Genomic DNA, 24335 nt, shown 5'->3' with positions numbered 1-24335 from the left:
CCTCAGGGCCCGGTGAGGGGCAGGATCGGCGCGGTCAGGACCTCGTCGCGGTCGCAGACGAGGCGGCCGTCGACGAGGTGGGCGCGGGCCACCTGGAGCGACGTGCGACGGTGCTCGTAGCGGTCGTCGCGGCCGGGCGCTTCAGGGATGCGGCCGGGGTGGGTGAAGTAGAAGACGAACGCGTCGTCGCCAACGACGACCACGTCGGCGTGGAGCCCGTTGCCGCCGTCGTCCTCGCCTGCACCGGATTCGGCGAGGATGCGGCCGTGGGTCTCCCAGGTGCGCAGGTCATCCGAGCGGTGGACGCGCAGGCCCGCCCATTCGTCGGTGAGCATCCAGTAGGAGCCGCCGAGGGCGAAGACGTTGGGGCCCTCGTGCGGCGCGTTCTCCACAGCGGGGCCGCCGGTCGTCCACTGGTAGAGGTCGGGGCTGTCGGCGGTGTACGTGTGGGTGCCGTGGTCGTCGTCTTTGAACCACATGCGCCAGCCGCCTTCGGGGAGCGGGAGGACGCACGCGTCGATGACATGCTCCGAGTTAAGGTCGAGTGTGGACTGGTATTCCCAGTGGGCGAGGTCGGCGCTGGTGTAGTGCCGGATCTCCGCGGGTGCGCCCCAGTCCGCGTGCACGCCTTCGATGAAGCTCACGTACATGTGGTACGTCTCGCCGTCGTCGATGACCTCGGGCGCCCAGAAGGTGTCGCGGCCCCAACCGGTCTCGAGGCCCTGGGCGATGCCCCGGTAGGCCCAGGTCGCGCCGCCGTCGGCCGTGGTGGCGATGCCGATGTCGGTGCCGAAGACCCACGAGACGTCGTCGAGCGGGGGCGCCGTGACGCGGCGGTTGGTGTAGAACATCCACCACTCCCCCGCGGCGCGGTTCCAGATCACCGTGGGGTCGGCGGCTCCATCGTGGATCGGGTCGCGGAACAGGGGTTTCGGGATGGCGGTCATCGTTGGCCTTTCAGCGGATGAGGCGGACGGTGGTGATCGCGGGGGTCGGACGCCCGTCGCGGGCTGCGAATTCGAGTTCGAGCGGCGAGGTGAGTCCTTCGGGCAGGTTGTAGTCGAAGTCGAAGTCGCCCTGGGCCGCGTCCCAGTGCTCCTCGGCCAGGAGAACGCCGCCCAGGCGCACCGCGACCGCCGCGGGGTCGCCGTCGAGTCGGTATCCGACGCGGAGGCGCCGGGCTTCACCGTCGGCGTCGCCCAGCACCACTGACATGGAGCCCGTGGTCCTTCGTGCGCGCCTTCCGTTGGCGTCCATGGTGACCTCGGTGTCCTCGCCCCGGAAGCGGTGGTCGGTCTCGGGCTGCTGCTCGCCGAAGGCGACCTTGTCGACGGTCATCGCGTCGAGCGGCAGGTCACGGTCGATGGCGATCAGGGCCTCGCGGCGCTCCGCGATCCCGTCTTCGGCGGCGACCGGCCAGTAAAGCGTGTAGCGGGTGTCGTGGACTTCGTAGAACGGGACCAGTTCGACGCTGGCCTCCGGGTCCACGGTCGCTAGCCGGTAGCGAAGCGGCCCTTCACTGGTGAGGACCTCGTCGGCGGGGCGGTCGGCGACGATAGGCACGTCCGCGAAGCCGCGGAGCGGGCCCCAGGCGACGTGGCCCATGCGGCTGTCGTCGGCGATGAGCCCGGTCAGGTGCTCCTCGCCGTCGCGGGCGGCGAGGAGGATCGGCCCGGCGAAGTAGGCCTGCCACGGCGAGCCGTCGGGCAGGCGCTCGACTCGGAGCCGCAGCGGGAGGCGGAACGTGACCGTGTCCCCGGGCCGCCAGGTTCGTCCGATGAGGACCGCGCCCGGGACGGCTTCGGCGTCCACCGGTTCGCCGTTGACTTCGAGGTCGGCCAGTTCGTCGGTCCAGAAGGGTACGCGCAGACGCAGCGTGAATTCGCGCGGCTCCTCGATGTCGAGCGTGATCGTCACGGATTTGCTTGCAGGGAAAGCGGTCTCGACGCGCACCCGGCCGCCGAACTCGGGCGTTTCGAGCACCGCCGGGACGTACAGGTTCACCGCGAGCGCGCCCTCGTGCTCGCCGAAGACCCACTCGCCGTACTTCGCCTGCGCCTCGATGCCGGTGCCGACGCAGCACCACATGCCGAGGTGCGGCTGCGAGTAGACCCGGTAGTGGCGCGGCCGCATCGGGGTGAAGTAGACGAAGCCGCCGCGCTCGGGATGCTGGGAAGGCAACTGGTGGTTGAGGATCGCGCGCTCGACGTAGTCCAGATGGGCCGGTTCGAGCTCGGCCTCGGCGAGGGCCTTCGTCAGTTTGAGCATGTTGTAGGTGTTGCAGGTCTCGGGGCCCTCGCGGTCCTCGATCATGGGCGAGAAGTCGTCCACAGCGTGGAAGTGCTCGCGGACGCTGTTGCCGCCGATGGCGACCGAGCGCTGCTCGATCACCTCGTGCCAGAAGAACCGGGCCGCCGCCTCGAGGTCCTTGTCGCCCCGGACGGCGGCGGCGGCCGCGTAGCCGATCGCCTTGGGGATCTGCGTGTTCGCGTGCTGGCCGGTGAGATTGTCGCGCCGCTCCAGCAGCGCGTCGAGGATCGCCTTGTGGGAGAAGCGGACCGCCATGTCGGCGTAGTCCTGGCGGCCGGTGAGCGCGGCCAGGTCGGCGTACGCCTCGTTCATCCCGCCGAACTCGGTGTCCAGCATGACCTCGAACGCCTCGTCGTCCATCCCCGCGGCGATGCCGAGCCACCAGTCGGCCAGGCGGGTCACCATGGCCAGCGCGCGCTCGTCGCCGATGAGGCGGTGGACGTCGATGAGCCCGGCGAAGGTCTTGTGCACGTTGTACCAGGGCACCCAGTTGCCGCCCGCCCATCCCAGCTCCCGGGCGGCCTCGGTCCCGCCCTCGCGCAGGTTCTCGAAGAGCGCCGCGCCGCCGGGGACGCCGCCGATGTAGCCGGTGCCCAGGGCGTCTTGCGCGCGTTCGAGTTCGGTGAGCATGTGGTCGAGGCGCCGCCGCGGCTCGGCCTCGCCGGTGACGACCGCCAGGAGGGCCAGCGCGGAGAGGTAGTGACCGCCGATGTGCCCGTCGAGCCCGGAGTCCTCCCAGTTGCCGTAGCTCGCGGCGCGGGGTTCGAGTCCGGCTTCGCGTAGGAACGGGGCGAGCAGCCGGTCGGGGTCCATCGCGAGGACGTACTCGAGGTCGGTGCGCGCGGCGCGGGCGAGCGGTCCATCGAGGAGGGTGACGCGGCCGAGCGGGAATTGCTTCATGGCGGTCCTTGCGAGGTTGTCGAGTCGTGGAGCCGGGGGGTTGACCCCCCCCCGGATGATAGCGGTATCCATGCCGGTCCCGCCAACGAGTCGCGCGCAAGACGGACGGCCCGGACCATTGGGTCCGGGCCGTCCGTCGCGGGGACTATTGGAGGTTTTCGATCACGAACGGGGCATGGCCGTGCAGGTAGCCGTCCCAGCCGCCGGTGACGGGAGCACCGGCGGAGAGGAGGTTGGTCGAGTCGTTGCCGACGTCGAGTTTCCAAGCGGTCCAGGAGATCCCGTTGCTCTCCATCCAGTCGGTCCACCGCTGCGCCTCGTCGAGGCAGACGCGGCCGTCGAGGCCGCCGTCGGCGGCGCTGGCGCCCCATTCGGTGACGAAGATGGGGAGGCCGGCGTCGATGGCGGTGTCGGCCTTGGCGCGGAGCCAGTCGGTGTGGGTGCACGAGTAGAAGTGCAGCGTGTACATGAGGTTGGTGCCGGAGACCGGGTCGCCGGCGGCGACGTCGACGTCCTGGGCCCAGGTCGGGGAGCCGAGGATGATGAGGTTGTCGGGGTCCTGCGCGCGGATGGCCGCGACGACCGCCTCGTGGTACGGCTTGACCGTGCCGCTCCAGGAGACCTGCTCGGGCTCGTTGTAGGGCTCCCAGATGACGTTCGGGAGGTGCCCGTAGCGGTCGGCGAGGTCGCTGAAGAAGGCGATCGCTTCGGCCTGGTGCTGGTGGGCGGCGTGGGCGTGGAAGTCGACGAGGACGTAGGTGCCCGCGGCGACCGCGTTGTTGATCGCCTTCTCGACTTCGGCCTTCCAGCGTTCGGGGTCGGAGAGGTACGCGCCTTCGGGTTCGACGCCCATGGCGACGCGGAGGATCTCGAGGTTCCAGTTGTCGCGCATCCATTCGAGCGCTTGCAGGTTCTGCGCGTAGGGCTGCGTCTGCCAGTGCAGCCACATGCTCGAGACGCCCTTGAGCTGGACGGGGGCGTTCTGTTCGTCGCACATCCGGGTGCCGCAGACGTGGAGCTTGCCGTGCTCCTCGACCGGGGTGCCCTCGGGGGCGGGTTCGGTCGGCTCTTCAGAAGGCGCAGTGGTGGGTTCGGCGGTGGTGGGTTCGGGTCCGGTGGTCTGCTCGCCGCCGCCTTCGCCGCAGAGGACGCCGTTGACCTTCGCGTTCTTGATGTCACCGGGGGTGCCGCTGGCGGTGAAGCCGAAGACCTCGCGGGTCTGGCCCGCCGCGATGGCACCGTTCCAGCCCGCGTCGGAGGCGGTGAAGTGGGAGCCGCTGAGGGTCGAGCCGGTGACGTTCCAGGCGCTGATGCCGGAGACAGCGCTGGTGAAGTCCCATTCGACGGTCCAGTCGTCGATCCGCTCGCCGCTGGTGATGCTGACGTTGGCTTGGAAGCCCGAGCCCCAGCTGCTGACGACGTTGTAGTCGACCTCGCAGCCTGCGGCCGCGTTCGCGCCTTCCGACGCGACGATGGCGATCGCGCCGGCGCTGAGCGCGGCTGCGGCCGCGCCGATGATCGCGGTGAGCTTTCTTCTTCGGTCGAGTCGCATGAGCTGCCTTTCGTCGATCTGCTTGGGAAGCGCTCCCAATTCTTACATCGGAGTTTGTCAATGTATTGGCGCCCGGTCAAGGGCCGCGCCGCGGCGGCGGCCGGTTTGCCGGGATCGGGCCGGGGGAACTACAGGGGGATGCTTCGGAAGACGCTGGCCACCGCCTGTGGCCTGGTGGTGCTCAGCGGAGCCGCGGCCTGCGGGACGGGCCAGCGGGAGTCCGGGGCTTCAGCCGTGGCCGAAGCGTTCTCGTCGGCGATCGAGCGCGGGGACGCGGACGCCGCGTGCGCCGCGCTCGCGCCGGAGACCCTGGAGGCGATGGTCGCCTCGGAGGGCGAGCCGTGCGAGGCGTCGCTGACTTCGCAGGAGCTGCCGAGCGGCGCGGTGGGCGACGTCGCGGTCTGGGGCGATCGCGCCCAGGTCCGCACCGAGGGGGACGTGCTCTTCCTCGTTGAGCTCGAGGAGGGCTGGAAGGTGGCCGCCGCCGGATGCAGTCCGCAGGGCGACCTGCCGTACCGGTGCGAGGTGAGCGGCTGATGGAGCGGCGATGGATGTTCGCGGCGTATCTGGTCGTGATCTTCGGCGGGCTCGCGTACTTCATCGTGGTCGGCCTGCTCCGCCTCTGAGGAGGGCAAATGAAGCGCTTCCTGCGGGACAACGGCCTGAGCGTGGGCTTCGGCGCCATGTTCCTCGCCGCACTCGTCGGCCAGGCCTTCGCCGGGCAGGCGGATTTCAACGAGCGGCAGCTCGCGCAGGGCGGCGAGCGGCTCTCGCTGCTCCAGTACCTGACCTCGAGCGACTTCGCGGTGAACGTCGCGGAGAACTGGCAGTCGGAGTACCTGCAGTTCTTCCTGTATGTGTTCGCGACCGTCTGGCTCGTCCAGCGCGGTTCGCCCGAATCCAAGCCGATGGACGAGATCGGGACCGAATCCGACGAGAAGCAGCAGCTCGGGCGGTACTCGACCGAGGACTCCCCCGCGTGGGCGCGCGCGGGCGGGTGGCGCACGGCCGTGTTCTCCCGCTCGCTCGGCCTGGTGATGGCCGTGGTCTTCGTGCTGTCCTGGTTCGCGCAGTCCGTCAGCGGCCTCAGCGTCTACAACGCCGAGCAGCTCGCCGAGTTGCAGGACCCCGTGAGCTGGGCGGGCTACGTGGGGTCGGCGGAGTTCTGGAACCGCACGCTGCAGAACTGGCAGTCGGAGTTCCTGGCCGTGGGCTCGCTCGCCGTGCTGAGCGTGTACCTGCGCCAGCGCGGCTCCCCCGAGTCGAAGCCCGTGGGCACCTCGCACGCGACCACCGAGAAGTCCGGCTGAGGTCAGGTGGCGGTGGCGTCGAAGCGGACGGCCTTCATGAACATGGTCCAGACGGATCGGAACGGTGCCTGCTGGATGTTCGCGAGCCCGGGCCGGCCGACCACCGCGTCGAAGGGTGCGTCGCGGAAGTCGTAGATCCGCAGGCGGCCGCCGCTGCGCAGGACGCGGGCGATCTCAGCGGCCCCGGCGTCGGGGTCCTCCCAATGATGGGCGCTGAAGGTGGCGACGACGAGGTCGAAGCGGCCGTCTTCGAACGGGAGGGCGGCGACGTCGGCGACGCGCAGGTCTGGTGGGGTCGGGAGGCCGGCGAGGTTGTGCTTCGCGTGCTCGATCATGTCGGCGGCGATGTCGATGCCGGTGAGCCGCAGATCGGGCCGGGCCTTGCCGAGCATTCTGAGGAGGATGCCGGGGCCGGTGCCGACGTCGAGGACCGCGGCGTCCCGCGGTGCGAGCGCGGCGATGTCCCTGGCCATCCGGCGGTAGAACGGCTTCGCGAACAGGCGGGCGATCGTGTCGTAGCGGTCGCTGTGGCGCCCTTCGATGGCGCCGCTGTCATGCTGGTGCTGGTGGTGTGAACGGTGCGGCATGACGGCCTCCAATAGTTGTGGTTGCAACACACAACCCTGCGATTCGGGAGGAGCGGCGATGAAGGCCGATGCCGAGCACCTGCACCACCTGCTCATGGGCGCTGCTCCAAGCCGTGTTCCCCGGACGGGCCCTTTCCATGTCGCAGCTGTTCGCGCTGCATGAACTCGACCACCGGTCCGGGATCTCCCAGCGCGAACTCGCTGAGCGCCTCGGCTTGGAGAAGAGCAGGAACCGCCGAGGTCAGTTGGAGGCGGCGGCCCGTTCCAGGGCGGCGTCGGTGCGGGCCCGGATGTCGTTGCAGGCCTCGCAGACCGAGTCGGGGATCAGCCCGATACGCGTGAGCAGGGCGAAGATCTGGCATCCCAGGCAGAACGCGAGGAACGCCTCGAGCGAGGCGGCCACGACCAGGACGCCGAGCAGGATCCATCCGGCTACCGGGAGGTCGAAGACGAGCAGCAGGAGCGCGGAGGCCCCGGAGACGACCGCGCCGATGCCCTGGGCGAAGCGCTTGGGCGGGCCGGGGACGGGTTTCGGGGCGGCCGGGAGCCGGGGCGTGACGACCCTGGTCACGAGCTGGCCGAGGACGCTGAGGCTCGGGCCGGTCGCGACGCGGGCGACGAAGCCGAGTGCGATCACCGCGACCAGCCATTCGAGCTGGAACGCGAGTGCCGCCGCGCTCATGGCGACCACGCCCCCGGCGACGAGTCGGGACGAGACCTCGTTCACGGGGTTGGGGAAGCTGAACAGGCGTCGCATGCGGCGTCTCCTCCGGGCGGGAAAAATGGGGCAAGAGCGCCAATGCTAGCGCCGGTGCCGCGGGCGTCCCAGATGGCGGATGCGGGGTCTCCAGCGGCGGGATACCATCGGTGCCCGATCGACTACGGGGGCGTGTGTGGGGGAAGCGACGGAGAAGGTCGTGCTGCTCGGCGAGGACGGCGCGCCGATCGGGAGCGAACGCAAGGACCGGGTGCACGGGGCGGCGACGCCGCTGCATCTCGCGTTCTCCTGCTACGGGTTCGACGCCGAGGGGCGGCTGCTGGTCACCCGGCGGGCGCTCGGGAAGCGGGCGTTCCCGGGGGTGTGGACGAACACGTGCTGCGGGCACCCCGGACCCGGCGAGTTCATGGAGGCGGCCGTCAGCCGGCGGCTGCGTTCGGAGCTCGGGATCGAGGCCCGCGACCTGGTGTGCGCGTTGCCGACCTTCCGGTACCGGGCCGAATCGAACGGTGTGGTCGAGAACGAGATCTGCCCGGTCTACCTGTGCCGCGTCGCGGGCGAGCCCGCCCCCGACGCCGAGGAGGTCGCCGGTCACGACTGGGTCGACTGGCCCGCGTACGTCGCCCGGGCGACGCGAGCGGACTCCGACCTGTCGCCGTGGTCGCGGCTCCAGGTCGCGCAGCTGCAGCAGTGGGGGCTCGTCGAGCGGTTTCTGAACGGTTGAGGGCACCGCGATCCGGTCGCGATGCCCCCTGCTTCACTTCCCGTTGAACGAAGCCTCCCGCTTCTCTTTGAAGGCGCGCATGCCCTCCTTCTGGTCCTCTGTGGCGAAGAGCGCGTGGAAGGCCCTGCGCTCGTAGCGGACGCCTTCGGCCAGGCCTGTTTCGAGCGCCTGGTCGACGCAGTCGCGGGCGGCCGTCACGGCGAGCTTGCCGTACCCGGAGATCTGCTTGGCGATCGCGTCCGCTTCGGCCGCAAGGCTTTCGGCGGGCACCACCCGGGAGACGAGGCCGATGCGCTCAGCCTCGTGCGCGTCGATGAGGCGCCCGGTGAGGATCATGTCCATCGCCTTGGCCTTGCCGACGAGCCTCGTGAGCCGCTGCGTGCCGCCGATCCCGGGGATCACGCCGAGGGTGATCTCCGGCTGCCCGAACTTGGCGTTGTCGGCCGCGATGATCATGTCGCACATCATCGCCAGTTCGCAGCCGCCGCCGAGCGCGTACCCGGAGACGGCGGCGAGTTTCGGGGTTCGCAAGGCCGCGAAGGTCTCCCAGCCCGCGAAGTAGTCCTCGCTCATCATGTCCGCCGCGGACTTCTCGGCCATCTCGGTGATGTCCGCGCCCGCCGCGAAGGCGCGCTCGGACCCGGTGATGACGAAGCAGCCGACGCCGGGATCGGTGTCGAGCGGGGTCAGCGCCTCGCACAGCTCTGTCATGAGCGCGGTGTCGAGGGCGTTGAGAACCTCGGGCCGGTGCAGGCGAACCCGCACGACCCGGCCGATGCGTTCGATCTTGAGTCGCACGATGTCTGCCTTTCTCAGGAGTCCCAGATGGCGCCGTACGCGGGAATGCCCCTGCGTTCGAGCCCGTGGACGACCTGCCAGGTGAGTTTCTTGTTGGAGATGCAGATGACCGCCTCGGCGCCGAAATCGCGGTAGGCGGCGCAGGCGAGGCGGACCATGTCGGGTTTGCCGTGCTGCGCGGTGTCCCAGATCCGGGCCTCGGGCTGGACGGCGAGGATCTCGTCGACCAGCTCGTCGCCGAACGTGTCGCGCGGCGCCCGCGTCGACCAGACCAGCAGCGCCGGGACCTCCTGGGCCAGCAGGTGCGGCAGGCACGGGCCGATGCCGCTGCCGGTGGCCACGTAGACGACCTTGCGGAACAGGACCTCGATGTTCGCCACGCCCGCGGTCGTGATGCCCTTGACCCACACGTGCCGCGGCATGTCGTCGATGAACCGGCCCGTCCAGTCCCCCGCGCGGGAGATGGTCAACCGGAAGCCGTGCTCGCCGGGCGAGGGGATGTTCGCGAACGAATGCCATTCCAGCAGCGGCGAGCGGCTGATCGCCGTCGACGACCCGGCGAAGGGCTTGCGGCCGTGCGTGAATCGCGCGATCGCCACATGCGAGGACGGCCGTTTGATGTCCACCGGGACGCGGCGCAGGCGCGTCCACGGCGCGATGATCGCGGCCGTGACTGCCGCCAGGACCCAAAACTCCAATGTGGAGAGGAGTGGCTCGCCGCTGTGCCCGACCTGCGCGAGCTGGAGGGCCCACAGCAGCACCAGCGACAGCCAGCCGCCGAAGCGGTGGACCAGCTCGAACCGGTTGTGATGCTTGGCCCGCAGCTTGGGCGCCGTCGTGATGATCATGGCGGCGAAGAGTCCCACCAGCAGATACGCCAGCACCAGCACGTCGGAGGGAGCGCCCTCCACTGTGGCGAGGACGACGAACGCGGCGAACCACAGCGAACCCGAGAGTGCTCCCCCGACGTGCAGGCCGCCGAAGTGGTACACCTTCGCCAGCGTCCACCGCACCTTCAGCGGCCACGTGACCGGCGCGGCGGTCGCCATCCGGAACAGCAGGTTGATGAGGCGCTGGCGGCGGATGAGCACCGCGAAGGCGAAGTTGCACAGTGCCGCGCGCGAGGCGAGCTCGACCGTGACGCCGTCGGGGAGCGCCGCGATCACGACCACCAGGTTCACGGCGATCACGGTGGCGGCCAACCGGTTGAAGTGCATGAGCGCCGGGTGCTTGAAGGCCCGCCGCGCCAGGGGAAGGAGGGGTGGGAGTTCGACGTCGTCGACGACGTCGTTCTTCAACTGGGTCATGCCGTCGCCTCCCTTCCGAGGCGGGCGAGCCGCAGCAGGCGCGGTTTGTCGATCTTGCCGCGATCCGTCAACGGGAGCGCTTCCATAAGATGGATGGATTCCGGGACGCAGTAGTACGGCAGGGCCTCGGCCACCGCCTTGCGCGCGAGCACCGGATCGACGGTGGCGGGCTGGACGAACGCCGCCAGTGAGCGGTCGTCGAGTTTCACCGTGGCCGCCCGGACGCATCCGGGCACGCCCTCCAGCACCGCGGACACGGCGTCGAGCTCGACCCGGAACCCGCGGATCTTCACCTGGTCGTCGGTGCGCCCGAAATGCTCGAGCTCGCCGTCGCAGGTCCAACGCCCAAGGTCGCGGGTGCGGAACATCCTCCTGCCGCCGCCGAGGAACGGATCGGGCGAGTACCGCTCGGCGTTCAGCTCGGGGTTGGCGAGGTAGCCCGCGGAGACGCCGTCGCCGCCCGCCCACATCTCGCCGACCTCGCCGATCGGGCACGGATTGCGGTGCTCGTCGAGGATGTAGACGGTGTTGTTCGGCGTCGGCCTGCCGATGGTCAGGCGCGCGGCACCGGGGTGGTGGCGCTGCATCGTGTTCACGATCGTGGTCTCCGTCGGGCCGCAGCCGTTGTAGAACGTGCACCGCCGCGCCCACCGGTCGGCCAGCGCGCGGGGGCACGGCTCGCCGGCGACCGCGACCGTCCGGATCCGTTCGCACGAGGCGGGATCGATCCGGGAAAGGATCGTCGGCGTCGCTATCAGGACCTCGACCCTCCTCGCGGTCTCGCCGATGTCGTCGCCGCGGATCAGCAGCGTGCCGCCGTGCGAGAGGCAGCCGAGGATCTCCCATGCGGCCATGTCGAACGCGATGTTGAGGATCTGCCCCACAGTGGTCCCCGGCCGGATGCCGAGGTCGCCCGGTTCGGTCAGGAGCAGGTTCGCGACGTTCGCGTGGGTCACCTCGACCCCGTTGGGGCTGCCCGTGGTGCCCGAGGTGAACAGGACGTAGCAGGCCCGGCCGGGGTCGGTGCGGATGCGCGGGACCGGGACGTCGGTGCCTTCGGCGCAGACCTGGTCGATGTCGATGCCCAGGATTCCGGCCGGAATCGTAACGGGCGCATCGGATTGCGTGAGCACGATCGTGCAGCGCGCGGTGCTGAGGATGTGCCGGAGTACCGGATTCCGAACCATCTTGGCGTCTTGCGGAACGTACGCGGCGCCGGCTTTGAGGATCGCGAGGATGCCGACGACCATCGGGATGCCGCGGCGCACGACCAGCGCGACGCGGTCGCCGGGGCGGACGCCCTCCCGGACGAGGCGGGCCGCGAGTCGGTTGGCGTGCCGCTCGAGCTCGCCGTAGGTGATCCGCTCGCCGCCGTGCTCCGCGGCCGTCGACGAAGGCGCCTTGGCCGCATGTGCTTCGATCATCTCGTGGATCGCCAGCCGGGGGACGGCCCGAGCGGGGCCCCACCCGAACTGGCGGAAGAGCCGCCGATCCCGTGCATCCGATATGGACGCGATGCCGTGCTGCCTGACGAGCGGCGGACCGCTCGCTCTTGTCCTGTAGTTGATTCGTTGCGTTGTGTAGTCGACTTCGGGCATAGGTCACCCTCCAGTTCGCTGCTCTTTGCTTGACTCCCAACCCTTTCGATCAGCGCGGGCGCTCCTTGTGGTAGCGCTCACACGAGGAAAAGTATAGATTTCAATCAATATCAAGTCAATGCTTCGCGAGCCGGGCCGGCTCGACGCGGCCCGCTAGGCCTACGGGATCGGGTCGCCCGGCCGCACCAGGCCCGCCTGGTAGGCGATCACGACGAGTTGGGCGCGGTCGCGGGCGCCGAGTTTCGTCATGGCGCGGTTGACATGGGTCTTGGCGGTGAGCGGCGAGAGGTAGAGCTTGGCGGCGATGTCGTCGTTGGAGAGGCCGTGGGCGGCGAGAGCGAGGACCTCGCGTTCGCGTTCGGTCAGGGCCGCAAGGGGTTCGGGGGTCGGGAGCGGACCGGGCTCGTTCTGGCTGAGGAAGCGGCCGATCATGCTGCGGGTCGCCTTTGGCGAGAGGAGGGCCTCGCCGCTCGCGACGACGCGGATGGCGCGCACGAGGTCGGCGGGTTCGACGCCTTTGCCGAGGAAGCCGCTCGCGCCGGCGCGGAGGGCGAGGACGACGTTGTCGTCGTTCTCGAAGGTGGTGAGGACGAGGATGCGCACGCCCGCGAGGTCGTCGTCGGCGGCGATCCGCTCGGTCGCCTCGATGCCGTCGACCTCTGGCATGCGGATGTCCATGAGGACCACGTCGGCGCGCTCGGAGCGGGCCAGTTCGACCGCTTCGCGGCCGTTCGCAGCCTCGCCGACGATCTCCAGGTCGGGTTCGGAGCCGATGATCATGGCGAAGCCCGCGCGGATGAGCGCCTGGTCGTCGGCCAGCAGGACTCGGATGGTCACGGCGTCTCCTTCACGGTGGCGGGCAGTTCGGCGTGGACGGTGAACCGCCCGTCGACGGCTCCGGCGGTGACGGTGCCGCCCGTCGCGGCGGCGCGTTCGCGCATCCCGACCAGGCCGTAGCCGGATCCGTTCGACTTGGCGCCCTTGTTGATCGCATTGTCCACGTCGATGGTGACCGCCTCCGGCGAGTACGAGATCGCCAGTCGGGCCCGGCCGGTGCCGTACTTCTGGGCGTTCGTCAGCGACTCCTGCACGATCCGGTACGCGGCCAGGTCGACGACCGCGGGCAGGTCGCGGGCGGTCCCGCTCTGGCGGTGCTCGATCTGGAGCCCGGCGGCGGCGAAGGAGTCGAGGAGCTCGGCGAGGCGGGCGAGGCCGCGGGTCGGCTCGGTGGCCTTGTCGCTGTTGTCCTCGGGACTGCGCAGGACGCCCACTACCGAGGCGAGCTCCTGCATCACCGTGTCCGCCGCGCGCCGGATGTGGGCCAGCGCCGGGCCGACCGCCTCCGGGCGCGTCTGCAGCACGTGGGCGGCGGCCCCGGCCTGCACATTGATGACCGCGATGTGGTGGGCCACAACGTCATGGAGTTCGCGGGCGATGCGCAGCCGCTCCTCGGCGACGCGGCGGCGGGCCTCCTCCTCGCGGGTCTCCTCGGCGCGGCGGGCGCGCTCCTCGACCTCGTCGATATAGGCGCGGCGGCTGCGGGTCGCGTCACCGATCGCCACGACTGCGATCGACCACGCGGCGACGCCGAAGTTGTCCGGTGCGGTCCATCCGCCCTCGCCGAACACGCCCGCCGCCAGGTACATGGCCGCGATGCAGGCGCCCGCGACCAGCCAGGCGCGGCGCCGGTTGGTGCGCCGCGCGAACGTGTAGGCGACGATCAGCCAGGCCACGATCAGCAGCGGATGGCGGTACCCCGTGGTGGCGATGACGCCGACCGAGACCGCGGTGTCGAGGATGAGCAGCCGCTCAGGCCAGCGCCGCCGCATGGCCAGCACGAACAGTGCCGTCGCGCCCGCTATGACGTGCACCGGGACCGAGTCGGCGATGGTGAACTCCGGACCGGGTCCGGGACCGTGGTCCTTGTCGCCGCCGAAGAAGTAGCCCATGAAGAACAGCCCGACGAACAGGACCGCGAAGACCGCGTCGATGATCGCCGCGTGCCCGCGGATCCACGCCCGAGCCTTCCCCCATGCCATGCCGAAATCGTACGCGCGCACGTGTTCCCAGGTCATCGTCCACGCGCAGTAGCAGTGAGCGGTCCGTCTACCGCAACTGCGGTAGTTCGACGGCCCGCGGCTGAAGGACGACGATTACGGCCGCCGGATCCGAGACTTGACCGCATGATCGAAGTACACGACCTCACCAAGCGCTACGGCGACCAGACCGCCGTCGACGGTCTCACCTTCACCGTCAAGCCCGGCATCGTCACCGGCTTCCTCGGCCCGAACGGCGCCGGCAAGTCCACCACCATGCGGATGATCCTCGGACTCGACCGGCCCACCGCCGGGACCGCCACCGTCAACGGGCGGCCGTACGAAGACCACCCGGACCCGCTCCACCAGGCGGGCGCACTGCTCGACGCGAAGGCGGTGCACACCGGGCGCTCCGCGTACCAGCACCTCCACGCGCTCGCCGCCACCACCGGCATCCCGAAATCGCGGGTCGACGAGGTGATCGACGTCGTCGGGCTCCACCAGGTCGCCCGCAAGCGGGTCGGCGGGTTCTCGCTCGGCATGGGCCAGCGCCTCGGGATCGCCTCGGCGCTCCTCGGCGACCCCGATGTCGTGATCCTCGACGAGCCGACGAACGGACTCGACCCCGAAGGTGTGCTGTGGATCCGCAACCTCATGCGTGATCTCGCTTCACAAGGGCGCACCGTGTTCGTCTCTTCACACCTGATGAGCGAAATGGCGCTGACCGCCGAGCACCTCATCGTGATCGGCAAGGGCCGCATGATCGCCGACACCTCCGTGAGCGGCTTCATCGAGACCGCCGCGAACGAGAGCGTCCGCGTGCGGTCCCCGCACGCCAACGCCCTGCACGACCTCATCACCGGACCCGGGACCACCGTCCTCAGCGTCGACCGCGGCCTGTTCGAGGTCACCGGCATGACCGCCGAGGACATCGGCGACCGCGCGGCCGCCGCCGGGATCCCGATCCACGAACTCACCGTGGTGCGACCGTCCCTTGAGGAGGCGTTCATGGAACTCACCAAGGACGCCGTCGAATACCAGTCCACGCTGATCGGAGAAGCACGATGACCACGGCAACAGTCGCAGCGGCGCCCCGCACGATCCGGCCCCGCAAGCGGGTCAACCAGGCACGGGTCATCAAGAGCGAATGGATCAAGTTCTGGTCCCTGCGCTCGACCGTGATCACCATGCTCGTCGCGGTCCTCCTCCTCGTCGGCTTCGGCCTCCTCGCCTCCTCGATGTTCGGCGACGGCTCCGACCCGGGCGGGCCTCCCGGCAGCGAACCGACCGACGTGGTCGGCGCGAGCCTCACCGGCACCAACTTCGCCATGCTCGCCTTCGGCACCCTCGGCGTGCTGCTCATGGCCGGTGAATACAGCACCGGCATGATCCGGTCTTCGGTTGCGGCCGTGCCGAAGCGCCTGCCGGTGCTGTGGGCGAAGATCGCGGTCTTCACCGCGGTGGTCTTCACGGTCGCGCTGGCCGGTGCGGCCATCGTCTTCACCGCGGGCCAGGCCATGATCGGCGACGGCGGCGCGTCCTGGTCGGACCCGGGCGTGGCGCGGGCCGTGATCGGCACGGCGGTCGTCCTGACCGGTTCAGGCCTGCTCGGCATCGGCCTCGGCGCGCTCATGCGCTCGACGCCCGGCGCGATCACCACCCTGTTCGGTGTCATGTTCCTGCTCAGCGGCATCGCGGCCCTGCTGATTCCGGACAGCTGGAGCGACGTCGTGCAGTACCTGCCCTCGAACGCCGCCGGTGCGTTCACGGCAGTGGCTCAGGGGGACAACGACCTCGCGCCTTGGGCCGGGCTGTCGGTCTTCCTCGGCTACGTCGTGGCCCTGATCGGCGCGGCGGCCTGGCAGCTGAAGCGCTCCGACGTCTGACCACCGCCACCAGGAAACGGCCGGCCCCGGACCGCACAGGTCCGGGGCCGCCGCCGTGCCCGCCCCTTTGGAGGGCTGCCTCTATCCTCAGGTCGTGGACGAACCCCTCACCATCCGCTGCCGCGCGGCGTTCGCACGGAAACTCGCCGCCGTCGTCCTGCTCGGCTACATGTCGGTCGCCGTGCCGGTATTCCTCATCGTCGGAGGAAACGACGAGGGCGTCATCGAGACGCTGCTGGGCGGCTGCCTCTACCTGGTCATCCTCGGCGCCGCAATCGGCAATGCACTCGGTCTGCGCTGCAAGATGATCCTCGACGAGCAAGGCGTCACCTTCGTCGAATCGGCGAGCGAGATCCGGCTGGCTTGGAAGGACATCACGGCGATCGAAGTCGGCGGCGACTCTCGGACCTGGGAGGTCGAGATCCGCACCGCGACCGGCAACCATCGCCCCAGCGCCCTGAAATGCCTGCGCTGGCTCCGCCAGCCGAAGTCGCTGCGGCAGACGGTCGAAACCCTTGAGCGGTATCGCAAAGCCGCGGACGGTTGCACCGCAGCCTAATCAGGGATGGAACTGCTTCTCCCGCATTGATCGACCTGGGCTTCAAGCGGGCGGTGACGAAGCGGTGGCGGGTTGGGTGGGGACCCTGTTCGGCTGTGGGGTCTGATTCGTGCGGGCTTCAAGCGGGCGGCGACAAAGGGGCGGTAGTCGGTCGGGGCGTGTCATGTGGCCGCCTGGCAGCGCGGAGGTGGAGCGGCGGAGGTCCGAACTTCTCCCGGCCTGTCCTGCGCCCCAGGCGGTCTGGAGGCCTCCGTGAATGTCCCTCATGGAATGTTCACCCCATTGGGTGATGACACCGCCTCCCTGATCGGTCACTATTGAACTACGAACACGGAAGCGAAAACCGGTAGGACATTCGAGAACAGGAAGGGAGGCGAAAGGGCCCATGAGCCGCTGCACCACCACCCCGAATCCTTTCCCTCCCCTGGCCTCCGACCGGCCCGCCCAGGCAGCGGCTATCCGCTCCACCCTCGACGAGGCCGCCGCCGCCATCAACACCCAGCACGCCCAAGTGCTCTCGGCAGTGATCGCGATGAAAGAGCAAGGCCTGCACCGCTCCGAGTTCGGCTTCTCCGCCCTCCGCGACCTCCTGGTCTCCCAGTTCGACTTCACGTTCAACACCGCAGGCGCCATCGCGGCCATCGCCCGGCTCTCGGGGAAGTTCCGTGTGCTCGCTGAGGCGGCGACGACCGGGAAAGCCAGGATCGACCAGGTCGCCTTCGCGGTCCGCCAGCTCGACCAGACCACGGCCATGCGCCACTTCGCCCGCACCCCCTTCACCACCCCGGTCCCCTCCCCCTTCGACCCCCAGACTCTGTGCACCACCCCCGAAGCGATGGTCACCGAGTACTGCACCCATGCCACTTTCAAAGACCTGCGCCGCCACCTCGACGAACTGTGGGCCTCCATCGCCGAAGCGACCGAGCTGTTCGACGAGCTCGGGCAGCAGTCCATGCAGCGCCTCGACCTGACCCCGCAGCACAACGGCATGTGGGCGTTGGAAGGCCAACTCTCGGACGCGACCGGGCGGCTGCTGGAGAAGTACCTCAAGACCGCCTGCCCCCCGCCCCGCCAAGACGAGACCGACACCGACGGCATCCTGCCCCCGCAAGCCAACCGGCACGCCGAAGCCCTGCACCAGCTCCTGGCCGGCTACGGCGCCTCCCCGCAGGCATCGACCCGGCACGGCCACACCGCCACCCTCAACCTGGTGGTGGACATCGAGACGCTGCAAGGCCGCGACACCGGCCGCACCCCGCTCCTGGAAGGCCAGCCGATCAGTCTCGCCCGCGCCCGGCTCCTCGCCTGCGAAGCCGCCATCATCCCCGCCGTCTTCAACTACCGCACCGGCGAAGCGGTCGAACTGGGCCGCGCCGAGCGCCTCCCCAACACCGCGCTCCGCCGCAAACTCGAACTCGAGCAGCCCGACGGGTGCGCCTGGCACGGGTGCGGGCGCCCCGTGGCTTGGACCGAGGCCCACCACCTCCAGCACTGGGCCGACAGCGGACCCACCGTCGCTGAGAACCTGATCCTGCTCTGCCGCTTCCACCACGGCCGCATCCACACCCCCGGCTGGACGATCGAGAAGACCGGCCCCGGCACCGCGATCATCACCCACCACGACAGCCACGACACCCAGACCGGTCCAAGCCAGGGCGGCCAGGGCCCCAGCGAAGGTGATGGGTGCGGGTGCAGTGACTGGCGCACCGATGCCGACATGGATGCCGAGCACCGAGATGACGACTTCGACTACTTCCCGACCGGGCTCTACCGCACCGAATGGTCCGAGACACTGAAACCCGACCTCGACGCCCTCGCCGAAGCCATCGACCACGACCGAGCCGTGAAAGCCATGCGAGCGGCGAAAGCGAAATGCCGAGAAACGTACGGCACGCCGACACCCCCGGCCGGACCGGCAGTCCCCGGCGGCCCTCCGCCCTGGTTAGGGTGCCCGCCACGGTGGCAGCCGGGGCGGGGAAGGGAAGGCACACCACCGGCCTGCCGAGGCCAGCCCCCCAGCTCGAACCCCCACCAGGTTCGGGCCTACCGCCATGCCCGGCAACGACAACCCACCCCAGCCCACACCCACCCGCCGCCGCCCACTCAGACCCGAAACCGAACCAGCCGGGAAGCCGGAGACGAACCCGATCCCCTTCACTGCCCTGTCGTCGCTGATTGGTTGAGCCCGGACCCGAGCCGACCGGGAAGCCAGAGACGAACCCGGACCCCTTCCCCGCCCTGTCGTCGCTGATTGGTTGAGCCCGGACCTGAGCCGGCCGGGAGGCCGGAGACGCGCACGGTCCCCTTCCCCGCCCTGTCGTCGCTGATCGGTTGAGCCCGGACCCGAGCCGGCCGGGAAGCCGGAGACGCGCCCGGTCTCCTTCCCCGCCTTGTCGTCGCTGCCTGCCTGAGCCTTGACCCGAGCCGACCGGGAAGCCGGAGACGAACCCGATCCCCTTCCCCGCCCTGTTATCGCTGATTGGTTGAGCCGCAGGCACCATCGCACCGGGAAGCCGCAGCAGCTCACAGAGCCTGCGCGAACCTCGTCGTCGCTGCCCGCCTGAACAGCAGCCACCACCGCACCGGACAGCCGGACAGCCGGACAGCCGGACAGCCAAGCTAGATCTGATCAGATCCCTTCGTCGCCGATCGCCTGAGCCGCATCCGAATCGGACCGGAAATCCGAGAATCCGAGAATCCGAGAATCCGAGAATCCGCCCCCGACGGGAACCCCCACCTCGTCGTCGCAGCCCGCTCTAACCAACACCCAACGGCCCCGAAAGCCAGGACCGCAGCATTGACGTCGCCGCTGCCCGTCCAGCGCCCAAGGTCAACGTGGCTCCAGCGCGGTTCGGACGGCTCTTGACAAGGTTCGTGTTCTCCCAATTCGGGTAGGGTGGCCGCGAACCTGCGGCGAAGGGACTCCAATTGAGCGACTGGGCGATCGACGAGCGGCTGCTGCGAGACCTCCTGGAGCAGCAGCACCCCGACCTGGCCGGACTCGAGATCAAGGCCGTGGACGGCGGCTGGACCAACCAGATGTGGCGCCTCGGCCCCGACCTGGCGGTCCGCATTCCCCGCACCGAAGAGGCCCCTGAGCTCCTCGAGAGAGAGCACAATCGGCTCCCCGACCTGGCGTCTCGGCTGCCGCTTCCCATCCCGGTGCCCACCAGGCTCGGCCAACCGTCCGAGCGCTTCCCGCACTCCTGGCTCATCACCACCTGGGTACACGGCACGCCCGCCGACATCGCACCGATCGCCGACGCCGAATCGGCCACCGTGCTAGCCGAGTTCCTCACCGCGCTCCACACCGAAGGTCCCGCTGACACCCCCGCCAACGACGGCCGCGGCGCGGCCCTCCACACCATGGACAAGCACTTCGAGCAGGCACTCGAACGCCACCCCGACGTGGACGCCGACCGCGCTCGCACCGTCTGGCGGACCGCGCGCGAGGCGCCTCGACACGACCGGCCCGGTGTGTGGCTCCATGGCGACCTGCACCCGGCCAATGTCGTTGTCAAGGACGGCGCCCTCGCCGGTGTAATCGACTTCGGCGAACTCTTCGTCGGCGACCCCGCCGTCGACCTCGCCGCCGCGTGGATCCTGCTACCCGACGGCGCCGACGAGGCGTTCTTCAACGCGTACAAGGCGGCCGACGAGGCCACCGTGCTGCGCGCCCGCGCCCTGGCGCTCGTCAAGGCACTGGTCCTGCTCGATATCGGCATCGCGGGCGAACGTGGATGGGCTGGTGGTAAACCAACCTGGAAGCCCGCCGGTGAAGCGGCCCTCGCACGCATCCTGCGTTGACCACCTACAAAGCCGGAGGCCTCCGCATCCTCGTTTACGACCCCGACTGGCCCCGCCAGGCCGCCGAGGCCATCGACGCACTCAACGCCGCCGCGCCCGGCCTGTTCGCGGCGATCGAGCACATCGGCTCCACGGCCGTGCCCGGGCTGGCGGCCAAGCCCGTCATCGACCTGATGGCCGCCGTGCGCGAACTCGACGAAGTCGGGCCCCATCTGGAGGCGCTGGCAGACAACGGGTTTCGACCGCACGACAACGGCATGACCGACCGGCTGCTGTTCGTCCGCGCCGACAGCGGCGTTCGCACCCACATCCTGCACGTCGTCACCCTGGAGAGCTGGCCGACGAGGAACCAGCGGATCCTCCGCGACTACCTGCGGCACCACCCGGAGGACGCGGCCCGCTATGCGAACCGCAAGCGCGAGATCGTGGCAGCGGGCACGGCGCCCGGCGAGTACGCGAAAGCGAAGACGGCGCTGGTGCAGGAACTGACCGACCGCGCCCGCACAGAGCGCGGACTGCCGCCCGAACCGGTGTGGGAGAAGCGCTTATCCAGGCACGATGACCGCCGAACCGTGCGGCCGGTGTCAGACCGCAGGGAGGAAGACCCGCATTGCCGCGCTGCTTCGCTGGGCCCAGCGGTGGTACGGGATCAGGCGGATTCCGGTGGTCACTGCGGATCGTTCCCTGCTCGCTGGAGTCGAGCGGTACGGCAGCGAGCCGGAATTCGCAGGTGCGGCGAGGGCTGAGGCCGCCTGGACGATCGCTCCGTCTCCTTCGGCCAGCGGCGGTTGCGAAGCGTCGATCCGAAGTGTTTCGATCGTTTGGGGTTCAGGGAGGTCGGTGGATTCGACGCACAGGACCAGCGGGCCGCGCTCCACCGCCACGCAGCCCCGCACGGCGTCGATGCGCTCGTCCGGCCAGGTGAATCGCGGTTCCACGGGCAGATTGAGTTCCAGCACCGTCCCGACTTCCAGCGGGCCTCGGACCGTCGCCCAACCGGGTTCCACCGAGTACGCCGCCGATGCAATGACAAGGCTCGATCCCTCGGCCCAGTGCGGGATCCGGAGCCGGAGTTCGACCTGCTCACCGGTGATTTCCAGGACTTCGATTCGGATCGAGCCAGTTTGCGGGTATCCCGTCGAGATCCGGAGGGCCAGCTCTTCGCCGTCGTCGAGCGCGATCCGCATGTCGCCGTTGGCGTATTGGAGGAGCGAGACCTGGTTGCCCTCGACTGACGCGGCGTAGGCCTGCCAGCTGGCGAGCGTTCTCGCCAGGTTGGTCGGGCAGCAGGAGACGTCGAACCACGGGGCGCGCACGCCGCCCTCGGCTCTTGGATTGACCTCGTCGGGCCTGACATCCGCCGCGGCACTTCGCTGGTGGAGCGGGTTCGCGTAGAAGAAGGCCTTCCCGTCCTCGGCCGGGGACGCGGCGATGACGTTGTAGAAGGTCCGTTCCATCAGGTCCGCGTACTTGACCTCGCCCGTCGCCATGTAGAGCCGCCACGACACCATGTTCGAGGCGATACCGGCACAGGTCTCGCAGTAGGCGCGGTCCGGCGGGAGTTCCCAGTCCTCGCCGAAGCCCTCGTCCTGGTGGCGCGAGCCCATGCCGCCGGTGAGGTACGTGCGGCGTTCGACCGAGTGAGCCCATTGGCGCTCAACGGCATGGAGCAGGTCGTCGTCGTTCGTGTCGACGGCGACGTCGACCGCGCCCGCCGCCAGGTAGAGCGCCCGCACCGCGTGGCCGCGCCAGGCGTCCGCTTCGCGCACCGGGACGTCGTCCTGGAAATAGGAGGCGTCCAGCAGCGTGACGGGTTTGAGCGTGCCCCGGCCCCGGCGTTCGATGAAGAGGCGGGCCTGTTCGGTGTAGCGGGGCTCGCCCAGGGCGCGGCCCAGTTCCGCAAGGCCGACTTCGATCTCGGGGTGGCCGCAGATGCCGTTCCGGCCGTCCGCACCGAACGTCCGGCAGACCTCGTCGGCCGCTCGCCGGGCGACCTCGACCAGCTTGTCCTCCCCTGCAGTCCGCAGTCGCGCCACGGCGGCCTGCAGCAGATGGCCCGTGCAGTACAGCTCGTGGCCGGAGGAGAGGTCGGTGTATCGATCCGGTTGGCCCGCATGGCCGTAGCAGGTGTTGAGATACCCGTCGTCGTCCTGCGCGGCGGCCACGCGCTCGGTCAGGGCGACGAAGGCCTCGTCGGCCCAGTCCGAGCCGGTCCTGCCGTGCTCCCAGGCCAGGGCCTCCATGAGCTTGTAGACCTCCGAGTCGGAGAACTGCCATCCGGGCCGTTCCCCATCCGTGGCGCCTTGGGCGACGCGGTCGAAGTTCGCGATCCAGCCGAGGCCTTCCATCCACTCCAGGCAGTGCTGGAGGGTGGCGGCGGTGTTGACCGCCTGGAGCCCTCCCCAGAACCCGCCTTGGAGCCGGAATTCGTCCACGCCGATGCCTCGCAGACGGCCGGGGGCGTCGACTGGGACGGTGTTGTCTCGCACTGGTTCAGTCCTTCACGGCACCGGCGGTCACGCCGGCGGCCACATATCGTTGGGCGACGACCAGGAGGATCGCCGCGGGGAGCGAGGCGACGACGGCCGTCGCCATGATCGCGTTCCACTGTGTCGTGTTGTTGCCGATGTACTGGTAGATCCCGAGGGTGATCGGCACGTATTCGCTCGAGCGGCTGAGGGTCGAGGCGAAGATGAAGTCCGACCAGGCCCACAGGAACGCGAAGAGCGACACGGTGAGCGTCGAGTTGCGGCTCACCGGGAGGACGATCTTGGTGAACGTGCCCCAGGCGCCGGCGCCGTCGACGCGGGCGGCTTGGATGAGTTCCCTCGGGATGCCCGCCATGAAGGTGGTGTAGAGCAGCACTCCAAAGGGGACGGCTACAGTCGAATCGGCGATGATGAGGCCCCACACCGTGTTCAGCATCCCGAGGCGCACGTAGATCGCGTAGAAGCCCATGGCCATGACGACCGCGGGGATCATCTGGGCCACGAGCAGCAGGAAGTTCAGCGCCCGTCCGCCGCGCAGGTTGAGGATCGCGAGGGCGTAGCCCGCGGGCGCGGCGATGACGATAGTGAGCAGCACGCAGCCCGCGCCGATGGCGAGGCTGGTGCCGAGCGCCGGGAGCTGCTGGGCCAGTGCGGCATCGAACCCTTCGAGGGTCGGGTGCGTCGGGAACCAGTTGGTCTGGCGCAGCTCATCGGTGGGTGTGAGGGAGACGTTCACCATCCAGTAGACGGGGAACAGCATGATCGCGGTGAAGACGAGCCCGAGGCCGGTCTTCCACCACGTTCTTGAAGACAGCGGTCGCGCGGTCATCGCGGGCCTCCGTTCCGCTGGATGCGCAGGTGGACGAAGCCGAACACAAGCGCGATGACGATGAGCAGGTTGCCGATCGCGGCGGCGGGCGAGAAGTCGGGCTGCCCGGTGCCGAAGGCTTCGCGGTAGGACCAGACCGCAAGGGTCAGCGAGGCGTCGCCGGGGCCGCCGGTGGTCATGATCCAGATGACGTCGACGACCTTGAGCGTGTAGATGAAGCCGAGGAGCAGCGTGATCGCCGAGACGGGGCGCAGGAGCGGCAGGGTGATGTGCCAGAACTGCTCGCGGGCGTTCGCGCCGTCCAAGGAGGCGGCCTCGTAGGTCTCCGGCGGGATCTGCTGGAGTCCTGAGTAGAGGATCACCAGGTTGAACGGGATGCCCAGCCAGATGTTGGCGATGATGACAGCGGTGAGCGCGGTGTCCGGTGAGGTGAGCCAGTTGATCTGCTCGCCGCCGAAGGCCTCGATCACGGAGTTCACGATCCCGTTCTCGCTGTTGAGCATCCAGGCCCAGGTGGAGGACGAGACGATGAGCGGCAGGAGCCACGGCACCAGGAACAGCGCGCGGAGCACGCCGGAGAGGCGGAAGTTGTTGCGGAAGAACACCGCCAGCGCGAGGCCGATCGTGTACTGGAAGGCGATCGAGACGACGGTGAAGAGCGCGGTGTTCAGCACGGCGGTGCCGAAGGAGTCCGAGCCGAAGACCTCGGCGTATTTGGCGAAGCCGGCGAACTCGGGGTCGCCTTGGACGAAGGCCCGCACGGTGTAGTCGTGGACGCTCAGTTCCACGTTGCGCCACAACGGGTACGCGTAGAACACGAGCAGGTAGGCGAGCAGCGGCGCGGCGAAGCCGAAGGCGGTCCAGCGCGATGCGCCGCCGAGGTGCTTGCGGCGGGCGCCCGGGGCGGGTGGGGGGGGGGGGGGGG

The 24335-nt window shown here is 69.5% G+C and carries 21 protein-coding genes and 1 pseudogene; 9 read left to right on the top strand and 13 right to left on the bottom strand.

Features of this window, described 5'->3' with window-relative positions:
* Window positions 1–2: 2 nt before the first annotated feature.
* From O1R50_RS21175 to O1R50_RS21165, 3 genes are all read right to left on the bottom strand, one after another.
* Window positions 3–947, bottom strand: coding sequence for a glycoside hydrolase family protein (locus tag O1R50_RS21175; protein WP_270112198.1), 945 nt, complete (start codon window positions 945–947; stop codon window positions 3–5).
* A gap of 10 nt (window positions 948–957) precedes the next feature.
* Window positions 958–3210 (bottom strand): glycoside hydrolase family 127 protein, encoded by a 2253-nt coding sequence (locus tag O1R50_RS21170; protein WP_270112197.1) that lies wholly within the window; start codon window positions 3208–3210, stop codon window positions 958–960.
* Between the two features lie 145 nt (window positions 3211–3355).
* Window positions 3356–4762, bottom strand: coding sequence for a cellulase family glycosylhydrolase (locus tag O1R50_RS21165; RefSeq protein ID WP_270112195.1), 1407 nt, complete (start codon window positions 4760–4762; stop codon window positions 3356–3358).
* Between the two features lie 60 nt (window positions 4763–4822).
* Between O1R50_RS21165 and O1R50_RS21160 the strand changes: the two genes are divergently transcribed.
* Both O1R50_RS21160 and O1R50_RS21155 read left to right on the top strand, forming a co-directional pair.
* The gene (locus O1R50_RS21160) at window positions 4823–5299 is read left to right on the top strand and encodes a hypothetical protein (RefSeq protein ID WP_270112194.1); all 477 of its coding nucleotides are present in this window, start codon (window positions 4823–4825) and stop codon (window positions 5297–5299) included.
* A 98-nt stretch (window positions 5300–5397) separates the two neighbouring features.
* Window positions 5398–6072 carry a DUF6766 family protein gene (locus O1R50_RS21155; RefSeq protein WP_270112193.1) on the top strand — a complete coding sequence of 225 codons (675 nt, stop codon included), beginning with the start codon at window positions 5398–5400 and terminating at the stop codon, window positions 6070–6072.
* A gap of 2 nt (window positions 6073–6074) precedes the next feature.
* Here the strand turns inward: O1R50_RS21155 and O1R50_RS21150 are convergent, their stop codons facing one another.
* Together O1R50_RS21150 and O1R50_RS21145 are read right to left on the bottom strand one after the other, a co-directional pair.
* Window positions 6075–6659: a class I SAM-dependent methyltransferase gene (locus O1R50_RS21150; protein ID WP_270112192.1), complete on the bottom strand. Its 585-nt coding sequence runs from the start codon at window positions 6657–6659 to the stop codon at window positions 6075–6077.
* Between the two features lie 241 nt (window positions 6660–6900).
* On the bottom strand, window positions 6901–7416 hold the full coding sequence (locus tag O1R50_RS21145) for a DUF4395 domain-containing protein (RefSeq protein WP_270112191.1): 516 nt from the start codon (window positions 7414–7416) through the stop codon (window positions 6901–6903).
* A 136-nt stretch (window positions 7417–7552) separates the two neighbouring features.
* On the opposite strand from O1R50_RS21145, the gene idi reads away from it, so the two are divergent.
* A complete protein-coding gene (gene idi / locus O1R50_RS21140; RefSeq protein ID WP_270112190.1) occupies window positions 7553–8101 on the top strand; it encodes an isopentenyl-diphosphate Delta-isomerase in 549 nt (182 codons plus the stop codon).
* Window positions 8102–8134: 33 nt separating this feature from the next.
* Here idi and O1R50_RS21135 read toward each other — a convergent pair whose 3' ends face one another.
* From O1R50_RS21135 to O1R50_RS21115, 5 genes are all read right to left on the bottom strand, one after another.
* Window positions 8135–8899, bottom strand: a complete 765-nt coding sequence (locus tag O1R50_RS21135; protein WP_270112189.1) for an enoyl-CoA hydratase-related protein — start codon at window positions 8897–8899, stop codon at window positions 8135–8137.
* A gap of 14 nt (window positions 8900–8913) precedes the next feature.
* Complete coding sequence (locus O1R50_RS21130) at window positions 8914–10206, bottom strand: ferredoxin reductase domain-containing protein (protein ID WP_270112188.1); 1293 nt, start codon at window positions 10204–10206, stop codon at window positions 8914–8916.
* A complete protein-coding gene (locus tag O1R50_RS21125) occupies window positions 10203–11804 on the bottom strand; it encodes an amino acid adenylation domain-containing protein (protein WP_408612776.1) in 1602 nt (533 codons plus the stop codon). The genes O1R50_RS21130 and O1R50_RS21125 overlap by 4 nt, the downstream gene beginning before the upstream one ends.
* Before the next feature lie 159 nt (window positions 11805–11963).
* Complete coding sequence (locus O1R50_RS21120) at window positions 11964–12641, bottom strand: response regulator (RefSeq protein ID WP_270112186.1); 678 nt, start codon at window positions 12639–12641, stop codon at window positions 11964–11966.
* The gene (locus tag O1R50_RS21115; protein WP_270112185.1) at window positions 12638–13843 is read right to left on the bottom strand and encodes a sensor histidine kinase; all 1206 of its coding nucleotides are present in this window, start codon (window positions 13841–13843) and stop codon (window positions 12638–12640) included. The genes O1R50_RS21120 and O1R50_RS21115 overlap by 4 nt, the downstream gene beginning before the upstream one ends.
* A 144-nt stretch (window positions 13844–13987) precedes the next feature.
* Between O1R50_RS21115 and O1R50_RS21110 the strand changes: the two genes are divergently transcribed.
* From O1R50_RS21110 to O1R50_RS21085, 6 genes and pseudogenes are all read left to right on the top strand, one after another.
* Window positions 13988–14908, top strand: a complete 921-nt coding sequence (locus O1R50_RS21110; protein WP_270112184.1) for an ATP-binding cassette domain-containing protein — start codon at window positions 13988–13990, stop codon at window positions 14906–14908.
* On the top strand, window positions 14905–15726 hold the full coding sequence (locus tag O1R50_RS21105) for a hypothetical protein (protein WP_270112183.1): 822 nt from the start codon (window positions 14905–14907) through the stop codon (window positions 15724–15726). The genes O1R50_RS21110 and O1R50_RS21105 overlap by 4 nt, the downstream gene beginning before the upstream one ends.
* Window positions 15727–15820: 94 nt before the next feature.
* Window positions 15821–16285, top strand: coding sequence for a hypothetical protein (locus tag O1R50_RS21100; RefSeq protein WP_270112181.1), 465 nt, complete (start codon window positions 15821–15823; stop codon window positions 16283–16285).
* A gap of 385 nt (window positions 16286–16670) precedes the next feature.
* Entirely contained in the window at window positions 16671–18536 is a 1866-nt protein-coding gene (locus O1R50_RS21095; protein WP_270112180.1) for an HNH endonuclease signature motif containing protein, read from the top strand.
* A gap of 677 nt (window positions 18537–19213) precedes the next feature.
* Window positions 19214–20092, top strand: coding sequence for an aminoglycoside phosphotransferase family protein (locus O1R50_RS21090; RefSeq protein ID WP_270112179.1), 879 nt, complete (start codon window positions 19214–19216; stop codon window positions 20090–20092).
* Window positions 20089–20577, top strand: a pseudogene (locus tag O1R50_RS21085) (GrpB family protein); the annotation flags it as partial. The gene O1R50_RS21090 and the pseudogene O1R50_RS21085, both read left to right, overlap by 4 nt.
* A 99-nt stretch (window positions 20578–20676) precedes the next feature.
* On the opposite strand, the gene O1R50_RS21080 reads toward O1R50_RS21085, so the two are convergent.
* From O1R50_RS21080 to O1R50_RS21070, 3 genes are all read right to left on the bottom strand, one after another.
* Window positions 20677–22581: a glycoside hydrolase family 127 protein gene (locus O1R50_RS21080; RefSeq protein WP_270112178.1), complete on the bottom strand. Its 1905-nt coding sequence runs from the start codon at window positions 22579–22581 to the stop codon at window positions 20677–20679.
* A 4-nt stretch (window positions 22582–22585) separates the two neighbouring features.
* A complete protein-coding gene (locus tag O1R50_RS21075) occupies window positions 22586–23410 on the bottom strand; it encodes a carbohydrate ABC transporter permease (protein ID WP_270112177.1) in 825 nt (274 codons plus the stop codon).
* Window positions 23407–24335: carbohydrate ABC transporter permease (locus O1R50_RS21070; protein WP_270112176.1), on the bottom strand; the 929-nt coding region annotated here is incomplete at its 5' end. The genes O1R50_RS21075 and O1R50_RS21070, both read right to left, overlap by 4 nt.

Origin of the sequence: Glycomyces luteolus, from assembly GCF_027622875.1 — a bacterium.
GTDB classification, from domain to species: domain Bacteria; phylum Actinomycetota; class Actinomycetes; order Mycobacteriales; family Micromonosporaceae; genus Glycomyces; species Glycomyces luteolus.
This window is presented reverse-complemented; position numbering and strand designations above follow the sequence as displayed.

What these genes read in the sequence shown, in the direction of transcription:
- O1R50_RS21115 (WP_270112185.1), bottom strand. Translation starts at nt 13,843, where the DNA reads ATGGCATGGGGGAAGGCTCGGGCGTGGATCCGCGGGCACGCGGCGATC.
- O1R50_RS21125 (WP_408612776.1), bottom strand. Translation starts at nt 11,804, where the DNA reads ATGCCCGAAGTCGACTACACAACGCAACGAATCAACTACAGGACAAGA.
- O1R50_RS21110 (WP_270112184.1), top strand. Translation starts at nt 13,988, where the DNA reads ATGATCGAAGTACACGACCTCACCAAGCGCTACGGCGACCAGACCGCC.
- O1R50_RS21075 (WP_270112177.1), bottom strand. Translation starts at nt 23,410, where the DNA reads ATGACCGCGCGACCGCTGTCTTCAAGAACGTGGTGGAAGACCGGCCTC.
- O1R50_RS21155 (WP_270112193.1), top strand. Translation starts at nt 5,398, where the DNA reads ATGAAGCGCTTCCTGCGGGACAACGGCCTGAGCGTGGGCTTCGGCGCC.
- O1R50_RS21145 (WP_270112191.1), bottom strand. Translation starts at nt 7,416, where the DNA reads ATGCGACGCCTGTTCAGCTTCCCCAACCCCGTGAACGAGGTCTCGTCC.
- O1R50_RS21105 (WP_270112183.1), top strand. Translation starts at nt 14,905, where the DNA reads ATGACCACGGCAACAGTCGCAGCGGCGCCCCGCACGATCCGGCCCCGC.
- O1R50_RS21175 (WP_270112198.1), bottom strand. Translation starts at nt 947, where the DNA reads ATGACCGCCATCCCGAAACCCCTGTTCCGCGACCCGATCCACGATGGA.
- O1R50_RS21165 (WP_270112195.1), bottom strand. Translation starts at nt 4,762, where the DNA reads ATGCGACTCGACCGAAGAAGAAAGCTCACCGCGATCATCGGCGCGGCC.
- O1R50_RS21170 (WP_270112197.1), bottom strand. Translation starts at nt 3,210, where the DNA reads ATGAAGCAATTCCCGCTCGGCCGCGTCACCCTCCTCGATGGACCGCTC.
- O1R50_RS21150 (WP_270112192.1), bottom strand. Translation starts at nt 6,659, where the DNA reads ATGCCGCACCGTTCACACCACCAGCACCAGCATGACAGCGGCGCCATC.
- O1R50_RS21095 (WP_270112180.1), top strand. Translation starts at nt 16,671, where the DNA reads ATGAGCCGCTGCACCACCACCCCGAATCCTTTCCCTCCCCTGGCCTCC.
- O1R50_RS21160 (WP_270112194.1), top strand. Translation starts at nt 4,823, where the DNA reads ATGTATTGGCGCCCGGTCAAGGGCCGCGCCGCGGCGGCGGCCGGTTTG.
- O1R50_RS21130 (WP_270112188.1), bottom strand. Translation starts at nt 10,206, where the DNA reads ATGACCCAGTTGAAGAACGACGTCGTCGACGACGTCGAACTCCCACCC.